Annotated in this window: 23 protein-coding genes and 1 pseudogene; 13 read left to right on the top strand and 11 right to left on the bottom strand. The window is 60.1% G+C overall.

The genetic code is table 11. The annotated features are described in order from the left end of the window. Positions 1 to 36 precede the first annotated feature (36 nt). Both K0P33_RS09200 and K0P33_RS09195 read right to left on the bottom strand, forming a co-directional pair. Complete coding sequence (locus K0P33_RS09200; protein ID WP_242154937.1) at positions 37 to 213, bottom strand: hypothetical protein; 177 nt, start codon at positions 211 to 213, stop codon at positions 37 to 39. 99 nt (positions 214 to 312) lie between these two features. Further along, the gene (locus K0P33_RS09195; protein WP_094953223.1) at positions 313 to 1218 is read right to left on the bottom strand and encodes a LysR family transcriptional regulator; all 906 of its coding nucleotides are present in this window, start codon (positions 1216 to 1218) and stop codon (positions 313 to 315) included. 106 nt (positions 1219 to 1324) lie between these two features. On the opposite strand from K0P33_RS09195, the gene K0P33_RS09190 reads away from it, so the two are divergent. Continuing rightward, complete coding sequence (locus tag K0P33_RS09190) at positions 1325 to 2191, top strand: MBL fold metallo-hydrolase (RefSeq protein ID WP_094953225.1); 867 nt, start codon at positions 1325 to 1327, stop codon at positions 2189 to 2191. A gap of 34 nt (positions 2192 to 2225) precedes the next feature. Further along, entirely contained in the window at positions 2226 to 2840 is a 615-nt protein-coding gene (locus tag K0P33_RS09185) for an NAD(P)-dependent oxidoreductase (RefSeq protein ID WP_242154935.1), read from the top strand. 136 nt (positions 2841 to 2976) lie between these two features. Here the strand turns inward: K0P33_RS09185 and K0P33_RS09180 are convergent, their stop codons facing one another. Beyond that, positions 2977 to 3849: a LysR substrate-binding domain-containing protein gene (locus K0P33_RS09180; protein ID WP_242154933.1), complete on the bottom strand. Its 873-nt coding sequence runs from the start codon at positions 3847 to 3849 to the stop codon at positions 2977 to 2979. A 111-nt stretch (positions 3850 to 3960) separates the two neighbouring features. Between K0P33_RS09180 and K0P33_RS09175 the strand changes: the two genes are divergently transcribed. The 4 genes from K0P33_RS09175 to K0P33_RS09160 all read left to right on the top strand — a co-directional run bounded on the left by K0P33_RS09175 (position 3961) and on the right by K0P33_RS09160 (position 9426). Next, positions 3961 to 5586, top strand: a complete 1626-nt coding sequence (locus K0P33_RS09175; RefSeq protein ID WP_242154931.1) for a 5-guanidino-2-oxopentanoate decarboxylase — start codon at positions 3961 to 3963, stop codon at positions 5584 to 5586. Continuing rightward, positions 5583 to 7025 carry an aldehyde dehydrogenase family protein gene (locus K0P33_RS09170; protein ID WP_242154929.1) on the top strand — a complete coding sequence of 481 codons (1443 nt, stop codon included), beginning with the start codon at positions 5583 to 5585 and terminating at the stop codon, positions 7023 to 7025. The genes K0P33_RS09175 and K0P33_RS09170 overlap by 4 nt, the downstream gene beginning before the upstream one ends. A gap of 137 nt (positions 7026 to 7162) precedes the next feature. Beyond that, the gene (locus K0P33_RS09165) at positions 7163 to 8350 is read left to right on the top strand and encodes a cyanate transporter (RefSeq protein WP_242154927.1); all 1188 of its coding nucleotides are present in this window, start codon (positions 7163 to 7165) and stop codon (positions 8348 to 8350) included. 140 nt (positions 8351 to 8490) lie between these two features. Beyond that, entirely contained in the window at positions 8491 to 9426 is a 936-nt protein-coding gene (locus K0P33_RS09160; protein ID WP_094953234.1) for a LysR family transcriptional regulator, read from the top strand. Between the two features lie 3 nt (positions 9427 to 9429). Here the strand turns inward: K0P33_RS09160 and K0P33_RS09155 are convergent, their stop codons facing one another. The 3 genes from K0P33_RS09155 to K0P33_RS09145 all read right to left on the bottom strand — a co-directional run bounded on the left by K0P33_RS09155 (position 9430) and on the right by K0P33_RS09145 (position 12012). Continuing rightward, on the bottom strand, positions 9430 to 9792 hold the full coding sequence (locus K0P33_RS09155) for a 5-carboxymethyl-2-hydroxymuconate Delta-isomerase (protein ID WP_094953235.1): 363 nt from the start codon (positions 9790 to 9792) through the stop codon (positions 9430 to 9432). A 70-nt stretch (positions 9793 to 9862) separates the two neighbouring features. Further along, entirely contained in the window at positions 9863 to 11050 is a 1188-nt protein-coding gene (locus K0P33_RS09150; protein ID WP_242154925.1) for a low temperature requirement protein A, read from the bottom strand. Positions 11051 to 11076: 26 nt separating this feature from the next. Then, positions 11077 to 12012 carry a LysR substrate-binding domain-containing protein gene (locus K0P33_RS09145; protein WP_242154923.1) on the bottom strand — a complete coding sequence of 312 codons (936 nt, stop codon included), beginning with the start codon at positions 12010 to 12012 and terminating at the stop codon, positions 11077 to 11079. A 130-nt stretch (positions 12013 to 12142) separates the two neighbouring features. Here K0P33_RS09145 and K0P33_RS09140 point away from each other — a divergent pair, with 130 nt between their 5' ends. Next, positions 12143 to 12322, top strand: a complete 180-nt coding sequence (locus K0P33_RS09140) for a hypothetical protein (protein ID WP_094953239.1) — start codon at positions 12143 to 12145, stop codon at positions 12320 to 12322. 43 nt (positions 12323 to 12365) lie between these two features. Then, a complete protein-coding gene (locus K0P33_RS09135) occupies positions 12366 to 12758 on the top strand; it encodes a VOC family protein (RefSeq protein ID WP_094953241.1) in 393 nt (130 codons plus the stop codon). 125 nt (positions 12759 to 12883) lie between these two features. Here K0P33_RS09135 and K0P33_RS09130 read toward each other — a convergent pair. After that, positions 12884 to 14259 (bottom strand): annotated as a pseudogene (locus K0P33_RS09130) (IS3 family transposase). Positions 14260 to 14363: 104 nt separating this feature from the next. Beyond that, entirely contained in the window at positions 14364 to 14621 is a 258-nt protein-coding gene (locus K0P33_RS09125) for a hypothetical protein (RefSeq protein WP_242156165.1), read from the bottom strand. 83 nt (positions 14622 to 14704) lie between these two features. On the opposite strand from K0P33_RS09125, the gene K0P33_RS09120 reads away from it, so the two are divergent. After that, positions 14705 to 16009 (top strand): MFS transporter, encoded by a 1305-nt coding sequence (locus K0P33_RS09120; RefSeq protein WP_094952682.1) that lies wholly within the window; start codon positions 14705 to 14707, stop codon positions 16007 to 16009. Beyond that, positions 16009 to 16767 carry a substrate-binding domain-containing protein gene (locus K0P33_RS09115; protein ID WP_242154921.1) on the top strand — a complete coding sequence of 253 codons (759 nt, stop codon included), beginning with the start codon at positions 16009 to 16011 and terminating at the stop codon, positions 16765 to 16767. The genes K0P33_RS09120 and K0P33_RS09115 overlap by 1 nt, the downstream gene beginning before the upstream one ends. On the opposite strand, the gene K0P33_RS09110 is transcribed toward K0P33_RS09115, so the two are convergent. After that, a complete protein-coding gene (locus K0P33_RS09110) occupies positions 16759 to 17661 on the bottom strand; it encodes a LysR family transcriptional regulator (protein ID WP_094952685.1) in 903 nt (300 codons plus the stop codon). The two genes, K0P33_RS09115 and K0P33_RS09110, sit on opposite strands and share 9 nt — an antisense overlap. Positions 17662 to 17870: 209 nt before the next feature. Here K0P33_RS09110 and K0P33_RS09105 point away from each other — a divergent pair, with 209 nt between their 5' ends. The 3 genes from K0P33_RS09105 (at position 17871) to K0P33_RS09095 (ending at position 19567) form a co-directional block, all read left to right on the top strand. Continuing rightward, positions 17871 to 18287: a type II toxin-antitoxin system ParD family antitoxin gene (locus K0P33_RS09105; RefSeq protein ID WP_242154918.1), complete on the top strand. Its 417-nt coding sequence runs from the start codon at positions 17871 to 17873 to the stop codon at positions 18285 to 18287. After that, positions 18284 to 18622, top strand: a complete 339-nt coding sequence (locus K0P33_RS09100) for a type II toxin-antitoxin system RelE/ParE family toxin (RefSeq protein WP_242154916.1) — start codon at positions 18284 to 18286, stop codon at positions 18620 to 18622. Before K0P33_RS09105 ends, K0P33_RS09100 begins: the two co-directional genes overlap by 4 nt. Positions 18623 to 18733: 111 nt before the next feature. After that, the gene (locus K0P33_RS09095) at positions 18734 to 19567 is read left to right on the top strand and encodes a hypothetical protein (RefSeq protein ID WP_242156022.1); all 834 of its coding nucleotides are present in this window, start codon (positions 18734 to 18736) and stop codon (positions 19565 to 19567) included. Here the strand turns inward: K0P33_RS09095 and K0P33_RS09090 are convergent. Next, positions 19480 to 20130: a cytochrome b gene (locus K0P33_RS09090; protein WP_242154915.1), complete on the bottom strand. Its 651-nt coding sequence runs from the start codon at positions 20128 to 20130 to the stop codon at positions 19480 to 19482. The two genes, K0P33_RS09095 and K0P33_RS09090, sit on opposite strands and share 88 nt — an antisense overlap. A 167-nt stretch (positions 20131 to 20297) precedes the next feature. After that, positions 20298 to 20552: a hypothetical protein gene (locus K0P33_RS09085; RefSeq protein WP_242154912.1), complete on the bottom strand. Its 255-nt coding sequence runs from the start codon at positions 20550 to 20552 to the stop codon at positions 20298 to 20300. Between the last annotated feature and the right edge of the window lie 133 nt (positions 20553 to 20685).

Here is a 20685-nt window from a genome sequence, read left to right as displayed (position 1 = left end):
CCTTTGCTGCGCGTGGGACCGATCAGGCTGAGCAGCCTACCTGAGCGCGCTGAAACTGCCGGTACGCGGAACACACAGGTCCTGATGGCAGCTAATCGCAAAGGTCGGCTGCATGCGGGTCTGTTCAACCCGGTAGGCGGCCGTGCCGTACAGCGCTGTCGCCACAGCGCACAGGATGAAGATCATTAGGTACTTTCTGATTTTTAGAGTCATGGCACACCTCTGAATGAAACGACTCGGTGCTGTTTAAAGCATAGGTCACTCAGGGCAAGTTGCCATTATGGGGCGCCATTCAACATCTTTATGTCGGGTTCAGAGGCCGATATCCCAAACCGGCTCCTCCGGGAACCGCTGCACCAGGAAATCCAGCAGGCTGCGCAGCGCCGACGGCATGTGTTTGCGCGAGGCAAACACCGCGTAAACATTCATCTGTTGCGGCTCGGCCTCGGGCAGCAAACGGATCAATTCGCCGCTGCGGATGTAGTCACCCGCCTGATAGCTGGGGAGCCGCGCCACCCCAGCGCCCGCCAGCGTCACCCGTAACAGGGTGGTCGCCTCGTTAGCGCTGATATTGCCCTGCACCGCCACCGACACCGGCTCTGCATTTTCGGTGAAGTGCCACAGACTTTTGCCGAAGTAGGAGTGCGTCAGGCAGTTGTGCTCCGCCAGGTCGTGCACGTGCTGCGGGTGCGGATGCTCCCGCAAGTAGGCCGGTGAGGCGCAAATCACCGAGCGGCAGAGCGTCAACTTGCGAGCGATCAGATTGGGGTCCAGCTCAAAACTGGTGCGGATGGCCAGGTCGATACGCTCATCCACCAGGTTCACCGTACGGTCGAGCATCTGCATGTCGATACTGACCAACGGGTAGCGTTTGACGAACTCGACCACGGCATCCGCCAACTGCGCCTGGCCGAACGAGCTGCTGACACTTAGCCGCAGTTGGCCACGCGGCGATTCGTCCGGCTCACTGACGGCCGACTGCATGTCGTTGCACAATTCGAGCATTTGCCGACAACGGGGCAGCATTTCGCCACCCGCCGCGGTAAGGCTGAGCTTGCGCGTCGTGCGGTGCATCAGGCGAGCGCCCACCCAATCCTCAAGCTCGGCCAGATAACGTGAAACCACTGGCCGCGACAGGTCCAACTGATCAGCGGCGGCTGACTGGCTCCCCAGGTCGACTACCGTGACAAACACCCGCATTGCTTGAAGACGATCCATGATTTGCACGCTTTTAGAAACAAACTATGTTTCAGCATCGCATTTTTTGTGGCGTTTAGTGCAACTAAGCTCTGTGCATCCTTTAACGATCACTGGAGCTGCCCCGATGCTATCCACCCTCAAACGCCTGACCCTCGCGACCGCCGCCCTGGCCTTCGCCGCCCAAGCTTCGGCGGCAGCGCTGAAACTCGACGTGTACAACCCTGGTGAAGCTGCGATCTTCCCGGTCAGCTCGGTACTGGTGAGCGGCGAAAAAGACGCGATCCTGGTCGACGCACAATTCGGCAAAGGCCAGGCCGAGCAGTTGGTGCAAAAAATTCGCGCCAGCGGCAAGCACCTGACCACCATCTACATCAGCCATGGCGACCCGGACTACTACTTCGGCCTCGACACCCTGACCGCCGCGTTCCCCGACGCCAAGGTGCTGGCACCGCAACCGGTGGTCGACCATATCAAGGCCACCGTCGCCGGCAAGCTGGAATTCTGGGGCCCGAAAATGGGCGCCGACAAACCGGCAAAAACCATCGTGCCGCACGTGCTTGAAGGCCACAGCCTGACCCTCGAAGGTCAACCACTGGAAATCATCGGCCTGGACGGCCCGCAGCCGGATCGCAGCTTTGTGTGGATCCCCTCGATCAAGGCCGTGGTCGGCGGTGTGGTAGTCGCCGAAAACATCCACGTGTGGATGGCCGACACCCAAAGCGCACAGTCCCACAAGGATTGGCTGGCAACACTGCAACGTATCCAACAGCTGAAACCGACTACCGTGATTCCAGGCCATTTCCTGGGCAGCCCGTCACTGAAGTCCGTGGCCTTTACCGCTGACTACATCAAGGCGTTCGACGTCGAAACCGCCAAAGCCAAGGACTCCGCCGCCCTGATTGCAGCGATGAAAAAACGCTACCCCAACCTCGCCGACGAAAGCTCGCTGGACCTGAGCGCCAAAGTCGCCAAGGGCGAAATGAAGTGGTGAATGGTTTTTTAACCCTGACTGACTGGAGAGCGTTATGAGCAAGATTGCAATTATTGGTGCCACCGGTCGTGCCGGTAGCCAACTGCTGGAAGAAGCGCTGCGTCGTGGGCATACCGTCACGGCCATCGCACGTAATACCGACACGCTGGCGGCGCGCCCAGGCGTTACCGTCAAGCAAGTCGATGCGCTGGATGCCGAAGCGTTGCAACAGGCCGTCAGCGGCAACGATGTGGTGATCAGTGCGGCGCATTTCGCCACGCTGCCGGCCAGTGCCGTGATCGGCCCGGTGAAGAAAGCCTCGGTGAAACGCCTGCTGGTGGTGGGCGGTGCAGGTTCGTTGTTGCTGCCCGATGGCAGCCGCGTGATCGACAGCCCGGGGTTCCCGGCGGAGTACAAGGCCGAAGCCAGTGCCGGTGCTGCGTTCCTGGACACGCTGCGCCAGGAAAAAGAGCTGGATTGGACTTTCCTGTCGCCGTCGGCGGAGTTCGTTGAGACCGAGCGCACCGGCCAATTCCGTGTGGGCCAGGATGAGTTGCTGGTGAGTGCCGAAGGCCGTAGTTGGATCAGTTTTGCTGACTTTGCCATCGCACTGATCGACGAAGTGGAAACGCCGAAGCACTCGCGTCAGCGTTTCACCGTGGGTTACTAAGCCTTACACGGTCAAAACTGTGGCAGCTGGCTTGTGTGGAGCTGGCTTGCCTGCGATAGCTTCACCGCGGTGTGACTGACACACCGAGGTGCCTGCATCGCGGGCAAGCCCGGCGCCCACATTTGAATCTTCGGTATTACGACTGTTGGGCTTGGCTCACTAGCCAATCCATCAGTGCTTCAAGCCCAACCTGAGGCTCCGTCCCCGGCGGATACACCAAGTAATACCCCATCCCCGTCGGCACCCTTAATTCAAACGGCGTCGCCAACCGCCCCGCTTTCACATCCTCGCCTATCAACGCACTGTCGCCAATCGCCACCCCGGAACCCTGGGACGCCACCGTCATGGCCAGATCCAACGTCTCGAAATGGTGCCCCTGGGCCAGGTTGCTCAACCGCGTATTCGCCGCTTTGAGCCACAACGCCCAATCGCGCTCATCCCGCGCGGGGTGCAGCAGCACCTGTTGTTGCAGATCAGCCGGTGTGTGCAAGCCGCCGAGTAAACCCGGCGCGCAGACGGGCGTGAGTTGTTCATCAAACAAATGCCGCGCCTGGGCCGATTGCTCGGCGATGGGTGCATAGATCACCGCTGCATCAAACTGCTCGCGGCGAAAGTCCACGGTGTAGGCCACGGTGGTGGTCAGTTCCACCGGCACATCCGGGCGTTCCTTTTGCCACTGCATCAGGCGCGGCAGCAACCAGCGCATCACGCAGGTAGAAGCCTTGAGTTGCAAGGTGGCGCGGCGGCTGCCGATCTGCTCCACCGCGTCACCGATCAGGCCAAACACTTGCTGCGCGCGCAGCGACCACTCTCGGCCTTCTTCGGTCAGAGCCAAACCGCGCGCCTGGCGCTGGAACAAGGCGTAGCCCAAATGGCTCTCCAGCCCGGCGATCTGTCGGCTCACCGCACCTTGGGTGATGTGCAACTGCTCGGCGGCGCGGGTGAAGTTGCAGCACTGGGCCGTGACCCAGAAGGTGTGCAGCGCGGGCAGCGGTGGCAGGCGTTTCATAGGGGCTGAGCCATGACGTGAGGACATGGCTAGTATGACTTTTTATCGATTGTTGCCGCTACCGGCCAGCCGCTCCAATAGCGCCTCGAATCCATAACAAGAGCGACATGTATGGCGACCTGCGGCGAAGTATTGGTCAACCTCCTGGAAAGCTACGGCGTGGACCAGGTGTTCGGCATCCCCGGCGTGCACACCGTGGAGTTGTACCGCGGCCTGGCGCGCTCGAGCATCCGTCACGTCACCCCGCGCCACGAACAGGGCGCCGGCTTCATGGCCGACGGGTATGCGCGCACCAGCGGTAAGCCTGGGGTGTGTTTCATCATCACCGGCCCGGGCATGACCAACATCACCACCGCCATGGGCCAGGCCTATGCCGACTCGATCCCAATGCTGGTGATTTCCAGCGTGCAATCGCGCAGCCAACTGGGCGGCGGTCGCGGCAAGTTGCATGAGCTGCCGAACCAGGGCGCGATGATCGCAGGCGTGGCGGCGTTCTCGCATACCTTGATGTCGGCGGCAGAGTTGCCTGGCGTGTTGGCGCGCGCCTTTGCGCTGTTCCAGGCCGGGCGACCGCGCCCGGTGCACATCGAAATTCCGCTGGATGTGCTGGTGGAAAATGCCGACGCACTGCTCGGCAGCGAGCCGGTCAGCGTGGCGCGTGCCGGTGCCGCGCCGTCGGCGGTGAAGCAGATGAGCCAATTGCTCGCAGCGGCAACACGCCCGCTGATTCTGGCCGGTGGCGGCGCCATCGATGCCGCCCAGGAACTGACCCGCCTGGCCGAAACCCTCGGCGCACCGGTGGCCCTGACCATCAACGCAAAGGGCATGCTGCCCTCGGCGCACCCGCTGCTGATCGGTTCGACCCAGACCTTGGTCGCCACCCGCGCGCTGGTCGCTGAGGCCGATGTGGTGCTGGCCATCGGCACCGAATTGGCGGAAACCGACTACGACGTGACCTTCGCCGGCGGTTTCAAGATACCCGGTGCGCTGCTACGCATCGACATCGACCCCGACCAAACCGTGCGCAACTACCCGCCGAAAGTCGCATTGGTGGCCGATGCGCACATGGCCGCCGAAGCCCTGCTGGCCGAGCTGAACACCCAGGCCTTGCCCGCGCGCGATCCAAACTGGGGCGCTCAACGCGTCGCCCGCTTGTGGGCCGAACTGACGCCGACCTGGGACGCCGCCACCTGCGCGCAAACCCTGTTCCTCCACACCGTTTTGGAGGAACTGCCCGGCGCCGTGCTGGTGGGCGATTCCACCCAGCCGGTGTACAGCGGCAACCTGACCCTGAACCTCAACCACCCGCGCCGTTGGTTCAACTCATCCACCGGCTACGGCACCCTGGGTTACGCCCTGCCCGCCGCCATCGGCGCCTGGCTGGGACGCGGCGACGGGCAACCGGTGGTGTGCCTGATCGGCGACGGCGGCCTGCAATTCACCTTGCCGGAACTGGCCAGCGCGGTGGAAGCGCGCGTGCCGGTCATCGTGCTGCTGTGGAATAACCAGGGCTACGAAGAGATCAAGAAATACATGCTCAACCGCGCCATCGAACCGGTTGGCGTGGACATCTACACCCCGGACTTTATCGGCGTGGCCCAAGCCTTGGGCTGCACGGCCGAAAGCATCCAGGGCATCGCGCACCTGCGCACGGCATTACGCGCCGCCGCTGATCGCCAGGGGCCGACGCTGATTGAAATCGACCAAGGCCGTTGGATGCTGGAGGTGGCGGTATGAGCGCAGTCGTGAACGGTGTGTTTATCGGCGGTGAATGGCGTGCGGGCCATGACGTGCTTGAGGTGATAAACCCGGCGACTGAAACCACCTTGGCCCACGTCAGCGTGGGTGATGCCAGCGCCGTGGCCCAAGCCGTGGATGTGGCCAGTGCGGCCTTCATCGGCTGGTCGAAAAGCACCGGCCGTGAGCGCGGCGCGCTGCTGCGCAAGATCGCCCTGGGCGTAAGCGAGCAGCGCGAACAGCTGATGCAATTGCAGTCGAGCAACAACGGCAAGCCGCTGTTTGAAGCCGGTATCGATGTGGACGACGTGATCGCCACTTTCGACTACTACGCGGGTATCTGCGAAAACATGGACGCCGGGCAAGACTGCGCGGTGGCGCTGCCCACCGACGATTTCAGCGCGCGCCTGCGCCGTGAACCGTGCGGCGTGGTCGGGCTGATTGTGCCGTGGAATTTCCCAATGGTGACCACCGCCTGGAAACTCGCCCCAGCCCTGGCGGCCGGCTGCTGTGTGGTGCTCAAACCGTCGGAAGTCACGCCGCTGGCGGAGCTGCAACTGGCGCGGATTATTGCTGCGGCGGGTTTGCCGGCCGGGGTGTTCAACGTGGTCTGCGGCACCGGCTTGGCAGTTGGCGCACCGCTGGCAGCGGACCGCCGCGTGGCGAAGATTTCCTTCACCGGCAGTAACGCCGTCGGCGTGCAAGTGATGCAGCGCGCGGCGGAAACCATCAAGGGTGTGAGCCTTGAATTGGGCGGTAAATCCTCGCTGCTGGTACTGGCGGATGCCGACCTCGACCTGGCAGTGGAACTGGCCTGTGGCGGTGGTTTTTTCAACGCTGGGCAGATGTGTTCGGCTACCAGCCGTGTGCTGGTGGCTGACAGCTTGGCGGATGAATTCCTGCGACGTTTGCAGGCACGGGCTGAAGGGATTCGTGTGGCAGACCCGTTTGCCGAGGACGTGGAAATGGGCGCGCTGACCAACCGTGCGCAGTACCAGCGGGTGCTCGGGCATATTCAGCGCGGCATCGCGCAGGGCGCGCGGTTGGTGTGTGGCGGTAATCGGCCGGCGGGCTTGGCGAAAGGCTATTTCATTCGCCCGACGGTGTTTACCGATGTGCCGCTGGGCAGTGCGTTGTGGAACGAAGAAATTTTCGGCCCGGTGCTGTGTGTACGACGTTTTGCCACTGAGGACGAGGCGATTGCCTTGGCCAACGACAGCGATTTCGGCTTGGTGGCCAGTGTGGTGAGCGCCACTACCGAAACCGCCGAGCGCGTGGCCAATGCCTTGCAGGCCGGGCTGGTGTGGATCAACGCACCGCAGGTGATCTTCCCGCAAACGGCGTGGGGCGGCTACAAGCAGAGCAGCATCGGCCGCGAATTGGGGCCGTGGGGGTTGGCGGCGTTTCAGGAGATCAAGCATGTGATCCGGTCTAACTAACGACAAGCCAGCTCCCACACTTTTTGATCGGCGGTGTGTCAGTCAGCTGCAATTTTTAGATAGCGCCTGCGACTTTCTCATTTGCCCCTCTCTCCCATGCGTGGCCTGATTCGCCCCTGTCTATTCAAGGCTCGCCCATGGAAAACGTTCACGCAAAACCCACCACCGCCATCTGGCTGATGATCAGCGTTGTACTGGTCGCCCTTAACCTACGCCCGTCGATGGCTGCCATTGGCCCGCTATTGTCTTCGATTCGCGGCGAGGTACCGCTGAGCTTCAGCGGCGCCGCCTTGCTGACCATGCTGCCGGTCATGGCGATGGGGCTGGCGATGTTTTTTGGCATGGGCCTGGGCAAACGCTTTGGTGAGCACCGCAGCATTGTGCTGTCGTTGCTGGTGATTGGCCTGGCCACACTGTCGCGGCTGTTTCTGGATTCGGCGCTGGAGTTGATCGTCAGTGCCATTGCTGCCGGCGTCGGCATCGCCATGATCCAGGCGCTGATGCCAGCGCTGATCAAGACACGCTTTGGCGATAACGTGTCGCTGTTCATGGGCCTGTATGTCACCGCGATCATGGGTGGCGCGGCACTCGCGGCGTCGTTCGCGCCATTTGTGCAGGTGCAGACCGGCAGCTGGCGCATCGGCCTGGCGATCTGGGCGGCGCTGGCGTTATTGGCGCTGGTGTTCTGGTACGCCCAGCGCGCGACGATGCCGCCGCTGCCACAAGCCGGTTCCGGCGCGCAGGAATCATTTTTTGGTAACCGTCGCGCGTGGTTGCTGGCGATCTTTTTCGGCCTCGGCACCGCGTCCTACACCTGTGTGCTGGCGTGGCTGGCGCCGTATTACGTGGAGCAAGGCTTAAGCGAACAGAACGCAGGGTTGTTGTTGGGGTTCTTGACCGCCATGGAAGTGGTGTCCGGCCTGGTCACCCCGGCCATCGCCAACCGCCGAAAAGATAAACGCGGGGTCGTCGCGGTGCTGCTGGTGCTGATCATCCTGGGTTTCTGCGGCCTCATTCTTATGCCCCAACACTTGAGCCTGTTGTGGCCTTGCCTGTTGGGCCTGGGCATCGGCGGCCTATTTCCGATGAGCCTGATCCTGTCCCTCGACCACCTGGACAACCCGCGCCGCGCCGGTGGCCTGACCGCGTTTGTGCAGGGCGTCGGCTACCTGATTGCTGGCCTGTCGCCATTGATTGCCGGGATGATCCGCGACCAATTGGGCAGCTTCGAATGGGCCTGGTGGTCGCTGACGGCGGTGGTGGTGGTTATGTTGCTGATCGTCACGCGGTTCAATCCTAAGCATTACGCACGACATATCCGCTGACGTCGTGTTGCCAACATTTTTTGTCCCACACCAAACATAGAAACGCCCTATGGCGCTTTCTATTGGCACGACCGTTCCGTTAAGCTTTTGCCCTTGTCGTGCGGCGCTGCCTCAGTGCCAAGGCTTATCGGACGGAACGGATGCTAAACAGTAATTTGCTCAGAAAGCTCGATATGCAGGACTTGATGGTGTTTATCGCCGTCTACGACCAGAGCAGCGTTACCGAGGTGTCTGAAACGCTGTTCGTCAGCCAGTCCACCGTGAGCTACAGCTTGAAGAAGCTGCGCACCAGTTTCGAGGATGAGTTGTTTATCAATACGCGGGCGGGCATGCGGCCAACGTACAAGGCCACCACCATGTACGGGCATGTGCAGAAGATCCTCGAAAGCATCAACCTGTGCCACGCCGGTGGCCAAGCCTTTGACCCCACTTCGACGGCCGTGACCTTCAATGTGTGCGCCCCGGAATACTTCGAACAGTTGATCCTGCCGCGCCTGTTGAAGCACTTCGACCGCGCCGACCTGCCGGTGATCGTCAATGTGCAGAAGCTGGAAACCGACATCCCCGCCGACGACCTGCGCGAAGGCCGCCTCGACCTAGTGATTTGCTTCGGCCCGCACTTTCACCGCGCCCATAAAGACTTCAAGACCCAGATGCTGCTGGAAGATGATTTGGTCTGCGTGTTCGATAAACGCTCGGCCCCGCGCGAACCGGCGTTCAGCCTGCAATCGTTTGTCGAGCGCCGCCACGTGTTCCCCACGCCCTGGACATCCGACACCAACATGATCGACGGCTGGCTGGCGCGCCAGGCCCGCAAGCGCCAAGTGATCGCCCGCGCGAACAGTTACAGCGCGGCCTTGAAGATGATCACCGGCACCGACTTTGTTGTCACCCTGCCCCGCCGCGTGCAAAAGCTGCTGGCGCCGGCCACGGTGTTCGGCCATTGCGAGGCGCCCAACGGTTTACCGGGGTTTACCCTGGACATGCAGTGGAACGAAACCAGTGGCCAGGACAGCGCCAATACCTGGTTTCGTGAGCAGGTGGTGAAGGTGTGTGCGGAGCAAGGGTTGTTGTAACCCTCAGCCGATGGCGACCTTGCTGTAGGAATCGCGATCCATGTCCACCAGCAGCACGCTGAGTTGAACCTGTATATCCGCCGGCCACTCGCACTGGTCCTGCAATGCCGCCAACAGGCTTTCCGACAGCTGCGTCTTGACCTGTGGTGAACGCCCGCTGAGCAGCGACAGCTTCACCGCAATAAAGCCGCGCGGGCTGAGGGAGGTGCCGACCTGGAAGGTCTCGACCTTCACGGCGCGGCTTTTGATATCAAACTCGGAACCGAACTGCCCGGACGCCATCAGCACATTGTTGAGCCGCAAGAGGGTTTTCTCGACGGCCAGGCCGGTGAGATTGGCGGTGTATTCCAGGTGCAGGTGCGGCATGAAAAGCTCCGAATAGTTCTAGGAAAAGAGTCACACGTATAGCATGCAGTTGAACTGAATCAGAGCGCTTTCACTGTGAAACTTCGGTCAGGCTGCGCAGCGCACGGTTTTCCCAGAACGCCACGATCACCAACACTGCCGTGGTCAGCGCACCCAGCAGCAACGCCGAAAACAGTTGCTGCAACCCCAGCGGCAACAGCACCAGCAACATCAGCAGCCCGCCCAGGTGCGAGAACGGTGGCAATGGCCGGTCACTCATCACCCACTTGAACAATGCACTGCCCAACAGAAACAACCACGGCCCAGCGATGATCGCCACCACACCGGCCTGGCTGGCATGCCCCGGGTGCACCAGCACCAGTTCGTCGGCCACCGCGCTGACAATGATCCCGGCGACGATCAACACGTGCAGGTAGGTGTAGGCAATGCGTGCCTGGCGGCCCGGGTCGGCGGAACTGGCAATCCGGTGGTGGGCGCGCTCGGCGCCACTGTCGAAATAGATCCACCACAAGGCGATGCTGCCCACCACCGCCACCAGGAATGCGCCCAGGCCTTCCAGGCTCCAGGGCAATTCGGCGAAGGTGGCGCCGGTCACCAGCAAGGATTCGCCGAGGGCGATGATCACAAACAGGCCGCAGCGTTCGGCCATGTGGTTGCCTTCCACGTTCCAGTCCGTCAGCGTCGAACGCCCCAGGCCCGGCACCCAGAAATACACCGACGGGGAAATCAGCTCGATCAACAGTGCCAGCGCCCAGAACGCCAGGCGCTGCTCACCGTCGAGCAGGCTGCCGGTGATCCAGAACACGCCGGAAAAGACCATCCACGCCAGGATCCGCTGGAAATTGCGGGTCATGTTCAGCGACTCACCGCGCACTGCCCACAACGCAAACAGCGTGCGTCCTACTTGCATGAACACGTAGGCGCTGGCAAACAGCACGCCTCGGTCGGTAAAGGCCTTGGGGATCGACGAGGACAGCAGCAGGCCGGCTACCATCAAGCCGAACAGACCGATGCGGATCGGGATTTTTTCCGGGTCGAGCCAGTTGGTGATCCATGAGGTGAAGATCCACACCCACCACACCGCAACCATCATCAGCGCCACCTGCACCGCGCCGCCGAGGGTCAGGTGGGCCAGTAGCGAATGGGACAATTGGGTCACGGCAAACACGAACACCAGGTCGAAAAACAGCTCGACCATGCCAACCTTGCCACTGTCATGACTGCCGCGACCACGCAGCAAGGAACGCGATGGGCTCATCGGTGGTTCTCCCTGAAGGGTTTATCTCAAGATTTTGGCGCCAGCACCGGCAGCCTGTCGCGCTCGCTCATGAATGCCTCCAGCCGCGAGCGCATCCAGCGTTCCGCCGGGTCGGTATCGACATGGCTGAGCCAGACCATGGACAGGTCCAGGGTTGGGGTTTCGAACGGAAACGGCTCGCAGAACAGGTTCCCGCCGGCGGCCATGGCCTGGGCCGTGTAGTCCGGCAGGCTGGCGATCATGTCGGTGCCGGCAAGCAAGGCCGGCAGCGCGCTGTATTGCGGCACCGACAGCACCACATGGCGCTTGCGGCCGATCTCGGCCAGCCATTCATCGGCAAACCCGGACACGTTGGCGGTGTGGGACACCAGCACATGGGGCCGTGCGCAATATTCGTCGAGGGTCAGCGGTTTGTCCGAGGCGTCGGCGCGCAACAGGCAGGGGCGGATATGCCGTAACAGTTTACGTTTGGCATTCGCGGGCAGGCCGCGGGTCTGGGTGATGCCGACGGTGATATCGCCGGACGCCAGCAGGTCGGGGATGCGCCAGTAGTCCACATGCTGCACCACGAACACCACCAGCGGCGCTTCCTGGCGCAACGCGCGCAGCAAGGGCGGCAGCAGGCCAAACTCGACGTCATCGGACAAACCGATGCGAAAGGTCATGGTGCTGATGGACGGGTCGAAATCGTGGGTCAGGCTCAGGGCCGACGACAATGAGTCAAGGGCGGGCGACAGGTGCTTGATGATCTCCTCGGCCCGCGCCGTCGGCTCCATACGATGGCCGACGCGAATGAACAGCGGGTCATTGAACAGCGTGCGCAGGCGATTGAGCGCCGAACTGATGGTCGGCTGGCCGAGAAACAGCTTCTCCGCCACCCGGGTCACATTGCGTTCGAGCATCAACGTCTCAAAAACGACCATGAGGTTGATATCGGCCTTGCGTAATTCATTGCGATTCATCGGCGCTCGCCCCACTGCCCTAAACAAATGGCAGTGTAGAAACACCCGGGGCCCTGCGTCTATGTGCACACTGTTCAACGCGGGCCTTTGAGACTATAAATCAGCTTTGCTGGGCTACAGGAACACTATCGTGCTGGTCATTCTCGCCTTGGCCATCGTGGTGGCAGGGGTCTGTCTTTGGGTTATCCAGTTCATCGCCAACCCCACTGTCAGGACTCTGATGCGGGTATTTATCGGCTTGTGCCTGGCGGCGGCAGTGGCCTATCTGGTTTTGGCGTGGGGCTTTCCTATTTCAGTGCTGCTTTCATAACCCGTTTTAATCCGCTTACTTTTTCAGCAAGGACCGCTTAATCATGAAATTCGCCTACACCATCATCTATGTGCCGGACGTAGCTGCCTCACTGGCATTCTTCGAAAAGGCCTTCGGTTTCAATCGCCGTTTCCTGCATGAATCGGGCACTTATGGTGAGCTGGAAACCGGCGACACCACCCTTTCATTTGCTGCGCATGAACTGGGCGAGTTGAATTTCGACGGCGGCCACGTAGAAGCGCACGCATCCAGGCAACCACTGGGTATGGAGGTGGGGTTCGTCACTGAGGATGTGTTCGTCGCCCACGCCAAGGCGCTTGTACTGGGCGCGAAAGAGCTGGCGGCACCGAGCACCAAGCCTTGGGGGCAAGTGGTGTCTTATGTGCGCTGCCCGGATGGCACGCTGGTGGAGTTGTGTACGCCGATCGTGGGCTGAACATAGATTCAATGTGGGATGTGCGGGTTTGTGTGGGAGCGGGCTTGCTCGCGAAAGCGGCGTATCAGAGGGAATATCTGTTACTGACACACTGAAGTGCGCCCCAAAAGTTGGACAGCTAATGGTTAGGCTACCGCGGACCGGGTTCTGTAAGCCACAGGGCTCAGTCCGCCAAGCTTCGTTTTGATTCGCTTATGGTTGTAGTAATGGATGTACTTATCCAGCCCGGCCTGCAGCTGAGCAACGCTGTCGAAGCTTTCCCGATAGTAAAACTCCGACTTCAGGGTACCGAAAAAGCTTTCCATTGTGGCGTTGTCATAGCAGTTCCCTTTGCGAGACATGCTCTGTTCCAACCCAGCTTTTTCCAGTTTTTCCCGATACTTTGAGTGTCGATAGTGCCAGCCCTGATCCGAGTGCAGCATGGGTTTGGCGCCTTCGGGCAAGCGCTCAAGGGCAAGCTCCAGCATGTCGCCTACCAAGGCGTATTGGGGGCGGACGGCGGTCTTATAGGCCACAATCTCTCCGTTGTACAAGTCCAGTACTGGGGACAGATACAGCTTTTTGCCGGCCACTTTGAACTCGGTGACATCGGTTACCCATTTCTGATTTGGTTGCTCAGCTTCGAACTGACGAGCCAGGATATTGGGCGATACCTCTCCCATTGGCCCTTTATACGATTTGTATTTTTTCGGTCGCACTGTGCATTTCAGGCCTAACTCTCCCATCAGCCGTCGTACCGTTTTACCGTTGATCAACGGCGTTTGCTTACGTAGCTCTAAAGTCATCCGACGGTAACCAAGGCGGCCCTCATTCTCGTCTTGGATAGTCTGGATAGAGGCTTTGATCGAGATAAACCGGTCCGCAACGCCCATCGCCTTGAGTTGGTAGTAGTACGTACTTCGCGCAAGACCTACCAGCTTGAGCAAATCACTCAAGGGGAAAGCTTGTTTGAGCTCAGTGACTAATCGGGCTTTTTCTTCGCTTCTCTCTCTCGCCTCATCACCGCCTCGCCCAACTCTCCAAGCTTTTTTAGGTAGGCGTTCTCCATGCGCAAATACTGCAGTTCATCGAGTAATGCCTTGTGTGCAAGCTGTGCGTCGGTGAGTGGGGTGGTAGTTTTACGCGGTTTAGAAGGCGGCTTGGGCATAGCGGTAATCGATCCTTTTTTCCCTGACTCCAGGGCTTCAATACCGCCACTGTAATACTGCTGTTGCCATCTGCCCACCTGGCTTGAGTTACCCAGGTTGAAGAGCGCCGCTGCGCGGCGCAAAGATAAGGAGTCGCGCCACATGCGTTGCAGCACTGAAAACTTGAACAAGGGACTGTAGCGTTCGCCGGTTCTGCTTAGACAGGCTTCGCCATGTAATCGGTAAGCCTCCACCCAACGACGAAGCAAGGTGGGATCCATTTGAAATTGAGCGGCTATGCGGCGAAAGCCTCGGCCCTGTTCAAGGAAAGTGGTAATGGCGGAAAGCTTGAACTGCGTCGTGTATTTGCTCATGAAAAGCCTCAGGAGTTGGACGGGTGTCCAACTTCTGGGGCGCACTTCACACCGCTTTCGCGAGCAAGCCCGCTCCCACAATTAGACCGTGTTCCACTTGATTGTCAGGGCTTGAGCGGACGCTCCTGGTCGCGCTCGGAAAGCTCCGTGCCGTCGTCGGGATGCTTCCAGGTCTGCGGTTTTTCCTCTTCACGCTGCCGGGGTTGCTCGCGCTCCCGCTCATCTTGGCGCTTGTGTTCGTTAGCCATTGCCACCTCCCATCCGTAAGAATTGGTCACACCCTCAGCATAGAACAGCCTCGGCATTTTTGACGGAGTGGGGTATTGATAGCCTGAGCGCATCAATACATCCAAATTACTCACTTATCATTTCTAAATGTGTCAGCCACTATCCGCGGTCTTAAGCGAAACAAGCACTTCAAAAAGAACGCTGGAGACACAAAACCATGACTAGCCCTTCCCGGCCCGACTCTGCCCGCTCGAAAATTGGTGCGGTGTTCCGCGTTACTTCGGGCAACTTCCTCGAACAGTTCGACTTCTTTCTGTTCGGTTTCTACGCCACCTACATCGCCGCTGCGTTCTTCCCCGCCGCTAATGAGTTTGCGTCATTAATGATGACCTTCGCCGTGTTTGGCGCAGGCTTCCTGATGCGACCACTGGGCGCGATCATTTTGGGTGCCTATATCGATGACGTGGGTCGCCGCAAAGGGTTGATCGTGACCCTGTCGATCATGGCCAGCGGCACGCTGCTGATTGTGCTGGTGCCGGGTTATCAAACCATTGGCCTGTGGGCGCCGCTGCTGGTGCTGCTGGGCCGCTTGCTGCAAGGCTTTTCTGCCGGTGCGGAACTGGGCGGCGTGTCGGTTTACCTGTCCGAAATGGCCACTCCAGGCCGCAAAGGCTTCTACACCAGCTGGCAGTCGGGCAGCCAACAGATCTCCATCGTGGTTGCCGCCGCCTTGGGCTACGGCCTGAACGTGTGGATGGAACCGGCCGTGGTTGCCGATTGGGGCTGGCGTATTCCGTTTGCCATCGGTTGCGTGATCATCCCGTTCATCTTTGTGCTGCGGCGTAACCTGCAGGAAACCGAAGAGTTCGCCAACCGCAAGCATCGCCCGACCATGCGCGAAGTGCTGGCGACCCTGGTGAAGAACTGGACCATGGTGATCGGCGGCATGTTGATGGTGGCCATGACCACCACCGCGTTCTACCTGATCACTGTGTACGCGCCGACTTTCGGCAAGACCGTATTGCAACTGAGCACCTCCGACGCCCTGCTGGTGACGTTGCTGGTGGCCGTGTCGAACTTTGTCTGGCTGCCGATTGGCGGCACCCTCAGCGACCGTTTTGGCCGCAAGCCGGTGCTGGTGGCGATGACCGCCCTGACCGTGATCACCGCCTACCCGGCGCTGTCGTTCGTGGTGAATGCGCCGAGCTTCAGCCATATGCTCGAAACCCTGTTGTGGTTCTCGTTCCTGTACGGCATGTACAACGGCGCGATGATCCCGGCGCTGACCGAGATCATGCCGGTGGAGGTGCGCGTGGCCGGTTTCTCTCTGGCCTATAGCCTGGCGACGGCGATCTTCGGCGGGTTCACTCCGGCGATCTCCACCTGGTTCATTCACATCACCGAAGACAAGGCTTCGCCGGCCTACTGGATGATGTTTGCCGCGCTGTGTGCGCTGTGCTCGACCCTCGCGTTGTATCGCCGCGCCAATACCCGTGGGCAGGTGATGCAGGGGGCTGCGTAATGAAGGTATTGTTCAAAACCCTGACGGCGCTGGCCCTCGGCGCCCTGGCGCTGACGGCTCAGGCCGAAGAGCTCAAGGTGATGACCTCGGGTGGTTTCACTGCTGCCTATAAACTGCTGGGCCCGCAATACGCCCAGCACAGCGGCGACACCCTAGACACCATCCTCGGCCCGTCGATGGGCAAGGCGCCGGAAGCGATTCCCAACCGCCTGGCCCGTGGCGAACACGCCGACGTGGTGATCATGGTTGGCTACGCCCTGGACGACTTGATCAAACAGGGCAAGGTCGACCCAGCGTCCCGCGTGGAACTGGCGGATTCGCGCATCGGCCTGGTGGTCAAGCAAGGCGCCGCTAAACCTTCGATCGGCACCGATGCCGAGTTGAAGGCGGTGTTGACCCAGGCCAAGTCCGTGGCGTATTCGGACAGCGCCAGCGGCGTGTATGTCGAGAAGGAGCTGTTCAAGAAGCTCGGCATGCCGGCCAAGGGTACGATGATCGAACGCATCCCGGTGGCCGAACAGGTTGCCAAGGGGGATTACGAGGTGGGCTTGCAACAGGTGGCGGAATTGTTGCCGGTGCCCGGTGTGACTTACGTCGGCAAGATCCCGGAAGACGTGCAATCGGTGACGCGCTTTGCGGCGGGCATTCCGGTTAACGCCGAACACCCGGCCCAAGCCAAGGCATTGCTGCAATACTTGGCTTCGCCCGAGGCGCAACCGGTGGTGCAATCCACCGGTTTGGACTCGGTGTCACGCTGACCGAAACGGCATTTCCCGTACCAACCGCTCCAACTCCAGCGCCGCCGGCGGCAGTGTCCGCCCGCGGCGCTTGATCAAGCCCACATTGCGCATCACCTGCGGTTCTACCAGCGGCACACTCACCAGAATCGGGTGCGCGCCCGCCGGCATCGCAATCGACGGCACCATCGCCACACCCAGCCCAGCTTCCACCAGCCCGATCATCGTGGTCACATGGTGGGTCTCGCAGATACTGGGCTTTTTCACCCGTACGCCACGCAAGGCCTGGTCCAGCAGAAAGCGGTTGCCCGAGGTTTTGTCCACGGTGATGTAGTCGTGTTCATAGGCCTCGGCCCAGCTCACGCTGTCACGCGCAGCCAACGGATGATCACGACGACAGGCCAGCACATAGCGCTCCTGCAACAGCAGCTCGAACTCCACCTCATCTGCCAGGCTGCCGCTGAAACTCACGCCGAAATCCGCCTCGCCACTTTCCACCGCGTTGCACACCTCACCCGCGCTGGCGTCCAGCACCCGCAGGCGAATCTTCGGGTACAGCTTGTGGAACTCGGAGATCACGTGGGGCATGAAGTAGTAAGCAGTGGAGGGCACGCAGGCGATGGTGACGTTGCCCATGCGCGTGGACGCGACGTTACTGATGCCCATCAAGGCGATGTCGAGGTCGTCGAGTATGCGCTCGACCTGCGGCAGGAACGCTCGCCCGACCATGGTCAGGCTGACGCGCCGCGTGGTGCGTTCGAACAGCTTTACGTCGAGTGCGGACTCGAGCTTTTCGATACGCCGGCTCAGCGCCGGCTGCGAGATACGGATGGCCTCGGCGGCGCCGCGAAAACTGCCCTTGTCTACCACGGCGCGGAAGGCTTGGAGGTCGTTGAGGTCGAAGTTGATGATCACGGAATGGGCCAGTGTGGTCGATTTGGCGGGCATTATCGTATGGGCGGTGATGAGGCGCCATGCGTGCCTGCGTCGGTGCGACGCTAATAACCCTGCTACAAATATGAAGTCATACATATCAGTGAGTTATTTATGTGGTTGAGCCACACAGCCGCTAAAAAGCGTCAATACTTGCGGCCTGACCTACTCAATTGGAGCGAGAAATACTCATGGAATCCTGCCAGAACCCACAGCCTTTTTGGGCGGATGACGAGGCCCCGGCGCTCGGCATTGATCAGTTGCTTCTTGCAACGCGCCAATGGTCAAGCAGGATTGAATCCTACTCTTCATCGGCGGACTTCGGCATGCGCTCAACCCAGCAAATGAGCATTACCTTGCCCATCGAGATGGCCGCTCTGGTCAAAGCCAAAGTCGCCTCTGGTGAATACGCCAGTGAAAGTGAAGTCCTCCGTGACGGCCTGCGTGCCCTGCTGGCGCGTGATCGTGCGATGGACCACTGGCTGCGCGACGAGGTTATTCCGGCGGCCGCCGCCCTCCAGGCTGACCCTGGCCGAGCACTGTCCGCCGGGCAGGTTCGCGAGCACATGGCGGCCAAACACCAACGAAAAGGTACTGAGAAACCGTGAGTCATTCGGTTGCCTTTTCGCCCGAAGCATTGGCGCAATTGGACGCCCTTGAACACTACATCAGCGATACCGGATCCCCACGTGTAGCGGCACGCTTTATCGACAACATCATCAGTTACTGCGAAAGCCTTTGCGTGTTCCCACTGCGCGGCATCCGCCGTGACGACCTGCTACCCACGTTGCGCATCACTCAATATCGGCATACCACCACGATCGCGTTTATGGTGGCCGCCGATACTAAAACGGTGTCGATTTTGGGGCTGTATTACGGTGAGCGAAACTACGCAGCACTTTTACAGAATGACGGACAGCCCATCCCACCGGGAGACGGTTGAACACATCGCCAACACTGGCCGACAGAGTGATCAATGACCAAGAAGACAATAATGAATGGCGCTGGCTCTCTGCAGCGAGCGTTGCGGTTCGGGTTGTATCTGTTCGGGTTGATGGGTATCGCGACCCTCGGCTTCTTCGCCTGGCAAAGCTTTTACCCCGTCAGCGCGGCAAACGGCTGGAGCGTTCACACCGTTTACAGCGATGTACCGAAAGCCGCCTCGCTGATGCCTTTACCCGACGGCTCGCTGATGATCAGCCAGGAACTCAACGATGCAAAAGGCAGCATCGTGCGAATTTATCCGGATGGGCAACGCGAAGTCGTGGTGGGCAACCTGTCCAAACCTGATGGCATGCTTGCGACCCACGGCGGCTGGGTGTTCAGCCAGGAAACCGGCGATGCGCCCGTGAGCTTTCTCAAGGATGGTGTGGTCACTGAACTGTTTCGCGGCGAAAACGTGCAAGGCCTGTGGGTCGAAGGCGACGACCTCTACGCCATCGAAGACCGCAAGGACAACGGGCGGCTATTGCGCTATCGCTGGAGCGACCAGTCGCTGACCGTGCTGCGCGATCAACTGAACGAAGGCGAGTCCATCACCCGTTGTACCGATGGCCGAATGCTCTACACCGAAAAGAAAAAAGGCGTGGTGCGTGAGCTGACCGATGACGGCAGCGATCCGGTGGTGCTGGCGGGCTTGAACAAACCGACGTTCTTGATGTGTGATGAACGCGGTTTGTGGGTCAATGAAGACTCGACGCATCGGGCACGGTTGCTGCTGATTGATAAACAGGGGCGGCAACAGACGATCTTGTCGTTCTTGAAGGCGCCGCAGTCGATTGTGCGAACAGGAGACGGTACTTATTTACTGGCAGAAGGCGGCCGTGACCGAGTCCTTAAACTGGTGGGCAAGTCGCTGGCAGTTGCCAGCGACGACGTGAAGCACTGACGCAGCCCCGCGAAAGACCGACTATTGTGATGGGACCCAGTCCCCCCAACCGGATGCGTGCCCTTCGGGCATGCCGCCGCGAACATCGGGTTTACCATCAAGACCGCCAGCAGGATGATCGCCCAGGCCACATTGTTATGCAGACCACCCAGGGTGCCCCGCCACGCGTGATCAATCACAAAGGGCGCGGGTACAGGAAACAGTCCGAAAAAGTGGAAGGGTTCACCTTGAGCCCAGCGTAACAGGAAGCCCAAAACAATCTGCGCCAGCAGCAACAGGTACAGGCAACCATGCGCTATTTCTGCCAGCAGGTTAAGCGTCGGGTGACTGTCGGTCTTTGGGCGATTGCCGCCGAACACACGCCATACCATCCGTAGGACGATCAACAGTGCCATCGCAATGCCGAGCGAGATATGCACCGCTTGCAGGCCCTTGCGCAGCGGGGTGCCCTTCTCCAGGTTTTCCCAGATATGGGCACTGGCAAACAGGAAGACCACCACGGCGGCGGTGAGCCAGTGGAACGTGCGGGTCAGGCGGTCGTAGCGGTCGGAGGAGGTGTTCATGGCCGTTCCCTAATGGTCTGTGGGGTGAACACCGCAGCAGGGAAAGTTACTCGGTGAGGTGCGAATAATTTATTCAGGCCGGCCTTGGCAAATCGAACACCCAGAAACGAAAAAACCCGCAGCGTGTTTTGCTACGGGGCGTTTCTATTTACGGGCGGGGCTGTAACTCAGTTTCCCCGCTCTTTATTGGCTTGGGAGAGGACCGAAGCCGCAAGGGATTTCGTTTCCTGGCTGTACTTATCGCTTTGAAGCGCCTTCCCCGCTTTCTCCTCCATCTCTGCACTGGTCTGCTTATCAGTGCTGCTCTGCGCCAATGCTGAAGCGGCAAGGCTTTTGGCAATGGCAGAGGCATTTGGATTATTAAGGGTTTCGGCTGCCAACGTCGCCATCGTGCTGGAGGTTTGTTTGGTGTTTTTACTCATGATGCATGTCCTTTGCAGTGTGGGATTTCCTACTTGGAAATCGCTGAAACCAAGATAGTGAGTTAGCGAAAAACGCGCAACGCACTAGCTGTAAGCAACGTAGGGGAAATATGTACGAAAGACGCAACCGTCA

Origin of the sequence: Pseudomonas sp. ArH3a (assembly GCF_022648765.1) — a bacterium.
Taxonomy (GTDB): domain Bacteria; phylum Pseudomonadota; class Gammaproteobacteria; order Pseudomonadales; family Pseudomonadaceae; genus Aquipseudomonas.
This window is presented reverse-complemented; position numbering and strand designations above follow the sequence as displayed.